The 8,547-nt window shown below is 66.6% G+C and carries 8 protein-coding genes and 1 tRNA gene; 4 read left to right on the top strand and 5 right to left on the bottom strand.

Annotation, left to right across the window (positions count from 1 at the left end):
• Positions 1-119: 119 nt before the first annotated feature.
• Complete coding sequence (gene ppk1 / locus ACPUER_RS15635) at positions 120-2,183, bottom strand: polyphosphate kinase 1 (protein ID WP_175962431.1); 2,064 nt, start codon at positions 2,181-2,183, stop codon at positions 120-122.
• Between the two features lie 279 nt (positions 2,184-2,462).
• On the opposite strand from ppk1, the gene ppx reads away from it, so the two are divergent.
• Complete coding sequence (ppx, locus tag ACPUER_RS15630) at positions 2,463-3,977, top strand: exopolyphosphatase (RefSeq protein ID WP_310134903.1); 1,515 nt, start codon at positions 2,463-2,465, stop codon at positions 3,975-3,977.
• Between the two features lie 88 nt (positions 3,978-4,065).
• Here the strand turns inward: ppx and ACPUER_RS15625 are convergent, their stop codons facing one another.
• Together ACPUER_RS15625 and ACPUER_RS15620 are read right to left on the bottom strand one after the other, a co-directional pair.
• Positions 4,066-4,494 (bottom strand): hypothetical protein, encoded by a 429-nt coding sequence (locus ACPUER_RS15625; protein ID WP_175962433.1) that lies wholly within the window; start codon positions 4,492-4,494, stop codon positions 4,066-4,068.
• 293 nt (positions 4,495-4,787) lie between these two features.
• Positions 4,788-4,864, bottom strand: a tRNA-Pro gene (locus ACPUER_RS15620).
• A 157-nt stretch (positions 4,865-5,021) separates the two neighbouring features.
• Between ACPUER_RS15620 and sixA the strand changes: the two genes are divergently transcribed.
• Positions 5,022-5,483: a phosphohistidine phosphatase SixA gene (sixA, locus tag ACPUER_RS15615; protein WP_425131522.1), complete on the top strand. Its 462-nt coding sequence runs from the start codon at positions 5,022-5,024 to the stop codon at positions 5,481-5,483.
• Positions 5,484-5,653: 170 nt separating this feature from the next.
• The gene (locus tag ACPUER_RS15610) at positions 5,654-6,460 is read left to right on the top strand and encodes a GNAT family N-acetyltransferase (protein ID WP_072435856.1); all 807 of its coding nucleotides are present in this window, start codon (positions 5,654-5,656) and stop codon (positions 6,458-6,460) included.
• 210 nt (positions 6,461-6,670) lie between these two features.
• Here the strand turns inward: ACPUER_RS15610 and ACPUER_RS15605 are convergent, their stop codons facing one another.
• On the bottom strand, positions 6,671-6,841 hold the full coding sequence (locus ACPUER_RS15605; RefSeq protein WP_174419115.1) for a hypothetical protein: 171 nt from the start codon (positions 6,839-6,841) through the stop codon (positions 6,671-6,673).
• Positions 6,842-6,977: 136 nt separating this feature from the next.
• Between ACPUER_RS15605 and ACPUER_RS15600 the strand changes: the two genes are divergently transcribed.
• Positions 6,978-7,154, top strand: coding sequence for a hypothetical protein (locus ACPUER_RS15600; protein ID WP_175962441.1), 177 nt, complete (start codon positions 6,978-6,980; stop codon positions 7,152-7,154).
• 19 nt (positions 7,155-7,173) lie between these two features.
• Here the strand turns inward: ACPUER_RS15600 and ACPUER_RS15595 are convergent, their stop codons facing one another.
• Positions 7,174-8,541, bottom strand: coding sequence for an MATE family efflux transporter (locus ACPUER_RS15595; RefSeq protein ID WP_425131521.1), 1,368 nt, complete (start codon positions 8,539-8,541; stop codon positions 7,174-7,176).
• Positions 8,542-8,547 lie beyond the last annotated feature (6 nt).

Raw genomic sequence — 8,547 nt, 5'->3', positions numbered from 1 at the left:
ACAAGTGTTGTGGTGAGTCAGGTAGATAAAATCCAACTAAAGACGCGCAAAAAGAACTACAGACGCCTGCAGGCGGTAATGCGCCGCCGCCCGCCCCCCGCCCCCCCCCCACGGCAGGATCACGAGCAGAACTTCGCGAGCAGCCCGAGCTGCGCGTTGCGGACCGTCTTGCCTGCGCGGCGCCGGCGGTAGTGACCGTCGCTGAGCATCTGCCAGGCCGACTGGTTGTCGCCGAGGCACACCGACAGGCCTTCGGCGATCACGCGCCGCTTGAGCTTGCGCTCGCGGATCGGGAACGCGACTTCGACGCGGCGGAACAGGTTGCGGTCCATCCAGTCGGCGCTCGACAGATAGACGTCCTCGGCACCGCCGGCGTGGAAATAGTAGATCCGGTGGTGCTCGAGAAAGCGGCCGACGATCGAGCGCACCGTGATGTTTTCCGACAGCCCCGGCACGCCGGGCTGCAGCGCGCAGACGCCGCGCACGATCAGGTCGACCTTCACGCCGGCCTGCGACGCTTCGTACAGCGCGGCGATCACCGTCGGCTCCAGCAGCGCGTTCATTTTCGCGACGATGCGCGCGCGTTTGCCGGCACGCGCATTGTCGATCTCCGCGCGGATCGATTCGACGATGCGCGGATGCAGCGTGAACGGCGACTGCCACAGCTCGTGCAGCGTGAGTTCGCCGCCGATCCCGGTCAGTTGCTGGAATACGTGGTGGACGTCCTCGCAGATCTTCTGGTCGGCCGTCATCAGCCCGAAGTCGGTATAGAGGCGCGCCGTGCGCGGGTGGTAGTTGCCGGTGCCGAGGTGCACGTAGCGGCGCAGCGTCGCCTTGCCGGCCTGCACGACGCGCCGCACGATCAGCATCATCTTCGCGTGGCACTTGTGACCGACCACGCCGTACACGACGTGCGCGCCGACGGCTTCGAGCTGCGATGCCCAGTTGATGTTGGTTTCCTCGTCGAAGCGCGCGAGCAACTCGACGACGACGGTCACTTCCTTGCCGTTGCGCGCGGCTTCCATCAGCGCGTCCATCAGCGGCGAATCGGTGCCGGTGCGGTAGATCGTCTGCTTGATCGCGACGACGCTCGGATCCTTCGCGGCCTGCTGCAGCAGTTCGAGCACGGGCTGGAAGCTCTCGTACGGATGATGCAGCAGGATGTCGCCGTCGTCGATCGCATCGAACATCGTCGGCGCGTTCGCGATCGCGGGCGGGGTCGATGCGGTAAACGGCGCGAACTTCAGGTCGGGGCGGTCGACGAGATCGGGAATCTGCATCAGGCGCACGAGGTTCACGGAACCGGCCACGCGATAGCAGTCCTTGTCGCGGAGTTCGCTTTCCTCGAGCAGCCGCCGCACGATGTGCTGCGGCGTATCGGCCGACACCTCGAGGCGCACCGCGTTGCCGAGGTGGCGCGCGGGCAGTTCGCCCTGCAGCGCGACGCGCAGGTTCGTGATTTCGTCCTCGTCGACGAACAGCTCGCTGTTGCGCGTGATGCGGAACTGGTTGCAGCTCTTCACGACGAGTTGCGGGAAGAGTTCGCCGACGAAGCGCTGCATGAACGAGCTCAACAGCACGAAGCCGTGCTCGAAGCCCGACAGCGCGTGCGGCATGCGCACGACGCGCGGCAGCGCGCGCGGCGCCTGCACGATGCCCATCACGGCCTGGCGGCCGAACGCGTCGCGGCCTTCGAGCTCGACGACGAAGTTCAGGCTCTTGTTCAGCACGCGCGGGAACGGGTGGGCCGGATCGAGGCCGATCGGCGTCAGCACGGGCAGCAGTTCGTCGAGGAAGTAGTGTCGCGCCCATTCGAGCTGCGCGTCGTTCCATGAGTCGGTCGCATGGAAGTAGATGCCTTCCTGTTCGAGCGCGGGCAGCACGGTTTCGTGCAGCATCGTGTACTGTCGATGGACGAGCCGTTGCGCGCGTTCGACGACGAGGTCGTAAGCATGCTGTAACGACATGCCGTCGGGCGTCAGCGCGCCGGGGTTGTCGCGGATCTGCTCCTGAAGGCCGGCCATCCGGACTTCGAAGAATTCGTCGAGGTTGCTGCTGGTGATGCAGATGAAGCGAAGGCGCTCGAGCAACGGAACTTGCGGATCGGCTGCCTGGGCCAGCACGCGCTCGTTGAAACCGAGGATGCCGAGTTCACGATTGAGAAGCGGGTAGCGGACGGACATCGGCAGAGTAGAGGGGGATTCAGGCGATGATTCGAAAGGACGCTCGGAAACTCTCACGGTACGATGACGTGCTGATGACAATAATGGTTTTGTATCGACAAATTCTACGCCCTAACCGATTCGTCGCATAAATGTTTCGGCCATATACACTTGAGCAGTGTGCATGCCCGTGAAGCGTGGCAATGGCAAGCGTTCCACGCTTAAAATGTCGCCTTTGATTGATCGCCCTGGGTTGCCGGACCGGCTGCCGCGGGCGAACGCGCACGGAGCCCCATTCTGATGGTTACAACCCCCCACTTGCTGGCTGCCGTGGATCTCGGCTCGAACAGCTTCCGACTGATCGTCGGTCGCGTCGAGGAAACGTCGGCGGGCAGCCAGATCTATCCCGTCGATGCGCTGCGCGAGCCCGTTCGGCTGGCTGCTGGCCTGTCGAGCGACAAGATGCTCGATCGCGCGTCGCAGGAGCGTGGCTGGGAGGCGCTCAAGCGGTTCGGCGAGCGCCTGCGCGATTTCCATCCGGATCGTGTGCGCGCGGTGGCGACCAACACGCTGCGTGTCGCGAAGAACGCGGCCGAATTTCTCGGCGAGGCCGAAGCGGCGCTCGGTTTCCCGATCGAAGTGATCGCGGGCCGCGAAGAAGCGCGGCTGATCTATGCGGGCGCCGCGCACTCGGTGCCGGCAAGCGCCGGCAAGCGGCTCGTCGTCGACATCGGCGGCGGCTCGACCGAGTTCATCATCGGCTCGCACTACACGCCGATCGTGATGGAGAGTCTCTATATCGGCTGCGTGAGCCACAGCCGCACCTTCTTTCCGGCCGGCAACGTCGACGAATACACGATGCGGCAAGCCGAGCTCGCGGCCAAGCGCGAGATCCAGATCATTTCGAGCGAGTACAAGAAGGCCGGGTGGGACCAGGCGATCGGTTCGTCCGGCACCGCGCGTGCACTCGCGGAGCTCGTCGAGGCGAACGGCTTCAACGATCCGGGCATCACGCACGGCATTTCGCGCGGCGGCCTCGAGCGGCTGAAGCGCGCGCTGATCAAGTCGGAGAACGTCAACCGGCTGAAGCTGGTCGCGCTGAAGCCCGACCGCGTGCCGGTGCTCGCGGGCGGCCTCGCGATCATGCTCGCGGTGTTCGAGGAGCTCGGCGTCGACTACGTCGATACGACCGACGGCGCGCTGCGTCTCGGTGTGCTGTACGACCTGCTCGGCCGGACGCAGCACGAAGACATGCGCGCGGTGACCGTCGAGGGCTTTACTCGCCGCTACGGCGTCGATCGTGCGCAGGCCGAGCGGATCGGTGCGCTCGCCGCGCGTTTCTACGACGAACTCGATGAAGCCGACGACGAAGCGCGCGAGGAAGGCCGGATGTTCCTCGGCTGGGCGGCCGCGTTGCACGAGATCGGTCTGTCGATCTCGCACAGCGCGTATCACAAGCATTCGGCCTATATCACGAGCAACGCGGACATGCCGGGCTTTTCGCGCACGGACCAGGCGCGGCTCGCCGCGCTCGTGCTCGGTCACGCGGGCAAGCTCGGCAAGCTGTCGCAGGCGCGCGACGTCGAGTGGCCGCTGCTGTTCTGCTTGCGGCTCGCGGCGCTGCTGTGCCGGCGCCGGACCGATGCGGGGTTGCCGGACATTTCCATTTCGCAGATGAAGAAGGGCGGGTATGAAGTGCGCTTGCCGAGCGCGTGGGTCGAGCAGAACCCGCTGACCGACTACAGCCTCAGCCAGGAGGCTGCCGAGTGGGAGAAGGTCGGTATTCCCTATCGCGTGGTGTATACCGGCGCGTAACAGGCCGATAGCGGGGCCCGGACGGGCTCGCGGGCGGGGCGTGAGGTTGTGGCCCTCAAGCGCGACGCATGATCGTCCTGACGATTGCTCAGTCCGACGAGCAGACGATCGCGGTCAGGAACGGAAACGCCTGCTTGACGGTTGCGTCGCTGCCGGCCTTGCGCACGGCTTCCTCTACCGCGCCCTTCGTGCCGCGCACCACGACGCCGTAGGCCCAGTCGCCGATCGGCGTGCCGTCGCCCGGACGGAAGATCGGGTCGTTCGCCTGGTAACCGAGCACGACATAGACGCCGAAGCCGTACGCCGTCAGCGAGCGGTTCGTGCGGAATGCGTTGACCGAGTTCGATTCGACGTGCATCGGCTCCGACTGGATGTCGCCGGCGGCGAGCAGCGGCGCGACGAACTTGTGGCCGGTCGAATGGCAGTCGAGTGCGTCGTCGAGCGCTTTCGCGGACGCGGTGCCGGTGGTCGCGAGCAGCGATGCGCAGAGGGCGATCTTGAGAATGTTGTTTTTCATGCGCGGATGCGGGTTGTTCACGCGCATTATCGCGTGTTCCCGGAAGTGTCGCGCGCGGGCTGCTTGTACGCGTCGGCAGCCTGCTGACTTGTGGCCGCGATCTGCTGCCTGCGGTTGCAGCGATGCGCCATGGGCGCCGGGATGCGGCAGAGGCCAACGCGTTGTCGCCTGGCCCCCAATTGATCCCTGCAATGAATCGGATGACCGCGAGCCGGGAAGCCCGGCGACCGGTTCAAGGATCCGGAAACGGAAAAGGGGTTACACGCTTTTGGCATGTAACCCCTTGATTCCTTTGGTCGGAGCGATAGGATTCGAACCTACGACCCTCTGATCCCAAATCAGATGCGCTACCAGGCTGCGCTACGCTCCGACGAGCCAAAGATTGTATCGTCTAATTACTGATTCGGTCAATCGCGATATGCGGGTAAATGCCGCGGCGGTGAACCGGCCGCGATTTGCGACAATTCGCACGATGATCGGCCGGCCCACACGTGTGCGGGGCCGCTTGCCGACGCAAGGAGAACATCATGATGAACCTGATCCTGTGGCGCCACGCCGAAGCCGAAGACTACGCGGCGAGCGATCTCGCGCGCCAGTTGACCGTTCGTGGCCGCAAGGACGCGCAGGCGATGGCCAAATGGCTGCGTGGCCGGCTCGAGTCGAACGCCGTGATCCTCGCGAGCCCGGCGGCGCGCACCGTGCAGACCGTCGAGGCGCTGACCGACCAGTACCGGACCGTCGACGCGCTCGCGCCGGGCGGCGGTGTCGACGACGTGCTGGCGGCGGCCGGCTGGCCGGAAGGCATCGCGCCGACGGTCGTGATCGTCGGGCACCAGCCGACGCTCGGCAGCGTCGCCGCGCAACTGATCGCCGGCAGCGACGACAGCTGGAGCGTCAAGAAGGGCGGAATCGTGTGGCTCGCGAGCCGCACGCGTGACGGCGACCGGCAGGCCGTGCTGCGGGCAGTATTGACGCCGGAACTGGTGTAAAGCAGGCCTGACGGGGATTAACGGGATTCATCATACGGCTTCGCAAGCTTTCTGCTAAAGTCGATTCGGCGACACGTCATTGAAAGGACACGGTCGTGCCACATAACGGTCACGGCCGATTACTACATTGGCGGGCATGTCGCCTTATTCCTTACGACCAGGAAAGCCTAATGCGAGAACTGCCGACGCCTACGCTCCCCTTTGCCTCGCTGCCCCTCGACACGTCGCGGCGGCACCTGCCGCGCGCTGCTGAAACCGTTACATCGGAGTACCGCCTGCGTGCCGCGTGGGCCCGCACGGAAGACGAATTGCGCGAAGCGCAGCGTCTGCGTTACAGCGTGTTCGCCGAAGAGATGGGCGCGCAGGTCAGCGGCCCCTCCGGTCTCGACGTCGATCCGTTCGATGCGTACTGCGACCACCTGCTGGTTCGCGATCTCGATACGCTGAAGGTGGTCGGCACGTATCGCGTGCTGCCGCCGCACGAGGCGGCGCGTGTCGGCCGCCTGTACGCGGAGGGCGAATTCGACCTGTCGCGCCTGACGCACCTGCGCGGCAAGATGGTCGAGGTCGGCCGCTCGTGCGTGCACAGCGACTACCGCAGCGGCGCCGTCATCATGGCGCTGTGGGGTGGCCTCGGCGCGTACATGATGCAGAACGGCTACGAGACGATGCTCGGCTGCGCAAGCGTGTCGATGGCCGACGGCGGCCACTATGCTGCAAACCTGTACCAGTCGCTGTCGGCGAGCTCGCTGACGGCGCCCGAGTACCGTGCGTTCCCGCATACGGCACTGCCGGTCGACGAACTGCAGACGGGCGTCGCCGTGGCGCCGCCGCCGCTGATCAAGGGCTACCTGCGTCTCGGCGCGAAGATCTGCGGCGCGCCGGCCTGGGATCCCGATTTCAACTGCGCGGATTTCCTGACGCTGTTCCGCCTGTCCGACATCAACGCGCGCTACGCCCGCCACTTCCTGGGCTGAGCCGTCTGAATCGCGGCGCGCCCGTCCCGGGTGCGCGCGAGCAAACGCCGTCGTGCGGCAGCCTGCCGCGCGACGGCGTTCGTGCATTCGGTCAACGTGCGTGTATCCGGCCCTGTTAATTTCGACGATGCGCGGATCCTGCCGTGCCACGGGATGGCACGTTCGCGAACGGCCCGGGTTCGACGCGGGCCGAACGGCGGGGCGGCTCGCTCAGTGCTTGCGGCGCCAGTCGAGCAGGTGATGTTCCGCCATCCAGTGGTGGATCATCCCTTCGCCGTCATGGCTGCGCTTGTATTCCCGCGCCTCGAAGTACGACAGCGCGGCCAGCACCATCAGGCCGATGAACAGGCCGATCAGGCCCGCAATTTCCTCAGACGACATGGCAGCCTCCTTCCCACGGCACAGCGCCATGCGTACATAGTAGGACATGCGCGGCGCGACCCCGAAACCGGATTTCCGCTAGACTCGGCGCGGTCCTGGCGCGCGATGGGCGCGCCGATTTCCGGAGCCATACCCGATGACCCGTTTCATGCTGGCCGTGCTGGCCGCAGCGCTTCTCGCGGGCTGCACCAGCGATCCTCGTCAGGCCCGCCGCGGCCACCCGCCGGAAGATCCGGCCGACTATCACGGCGTGCCGACCGACATGACGCCGCCTTCGATGCTCGATGTGCCGCCGCCGAAGCCCGTGCAGTAACGGTCGGCCTGGGCGGCTGTCAGGCGCGTGCGGCGTGCGCGTCGGCGCCGATGCGCCGCAACAGCCCCGGCAGGTAGCGCGCGAGCGTCGCGCCGCGCGCGGCCATGAACAGCAGCAGTGCGAACCAGAGGCCGTGATTGCCGAATGTGCAGACGGCGAGCGTGGCCGCGATGAAGATCGAGAACGACACGATCATCGCGCGCATCAGCGATTGCGTCTGCGTGGCGCCGATGAACACGCCGTCGAGCAGAAAGCCCCAGACCGACACGATCGGCGAGATCGCGGCCCATGGCAGGTAGCGCAGCGCGACTGCACGGATCTCGGCCTGATCGGTCAGCCGCGCGACGATCCAGCCGCCGCCGGCCCAGTAAACGAGCGCGAACAGCAGCGCGCCGAGCGCCGACCAGAACAGCGTGACGCGCACGGCTTGCCGGAATGCGCCACGGTCGCGCGCGCCGGCTGCCGCGCCGACGAGCGCCTCGGCCGCATGCGCGAAGCCGTCGAGGCCGTACGCCATGAAGGTCTGGAAATTCAGCAGCAGCGCGTTCGCCGCGAGCGTCGCGTCGCCCTGTTTCGCGCCGAGGTGCGCGAACCAGCCGAATGCGCCGAGCAGGCACAGCGTGCGAAGAAAGATGTCGCGATTGAGCGCGATCAGCCGCTTGAGCGCCGCGCGGTCGGCGAGCGCACGCGCGGCGATTGGCCCGAGGCCGCGCGGCCGTAGTCGCCACAGCATCCACGCGCCGAGCGCGAAGCCGCACGCGTCCGCGGTGGCGGTTGCGGCGCCGATGCCGGCGATGCCCCAGCCGAAGCCATACACGTAGAGCAGCACGGCGCCGATGTTCACCGCATTGATGAACACCTGCGCGACCAGCGCGAGCCGGACGCGCTGCACGCCGAGCAGGTAACCGAGCACGACGTAGTTCGCGAGCGCGAACGGTGCGCTCCAGATTCGCGCGTGGCTGTACGAGAGCGCCGTCGCGCGGACGGCATCGCTGCCGCCGAGCGCGGTCAGCGCGAACGACAGCAGCGGCACCTGCAGCGCGAGCACCGCGGCACCGAGCGCGAATGCGACGATCAACGCGCGCAGCAGGTTCAGGCGGATGCCTGCGTCATCGCCGGCACCGTGCGCCTGCGCGACGAGGCCGGTCGTCCCCATCCGCAGGAAGCCGAAGCCCCAGAACACGAAATTGAAGAACAGCCCGCCGAGCGCGACGCCGCCGAGATACTGCGCGCCGTCGAGGTGGCCGGCGACGGCCGTGTCGACGGCGCCGAGGATCGGCTGGGTCAGGTTCGCCAGGACGATCGGGAAGGCGAGCGCGAGGACGCGCCGATGCGTGACGGTGGCCGAATCAGTGCCGGCCCCGTGCGGTAACGCGGATTCGGACATGGCGGA

This window comes from Burkholderia sp. DN3021 (assembly GCF_049805555.1).
In the GTDB taxonomy this organism is placed as follows: domain Bacteria; phylum Pseudomonadota; class Gammaproteobacteria; order Burkholderiales; family Burkholderiaceae; genus Burkholderia; species Burkholderia pyrrocinia_C.
Note: the sequence above shows the minus strand (reverse complement) of the source record. Positions and strands in the feature narration are given on the sequence as shown.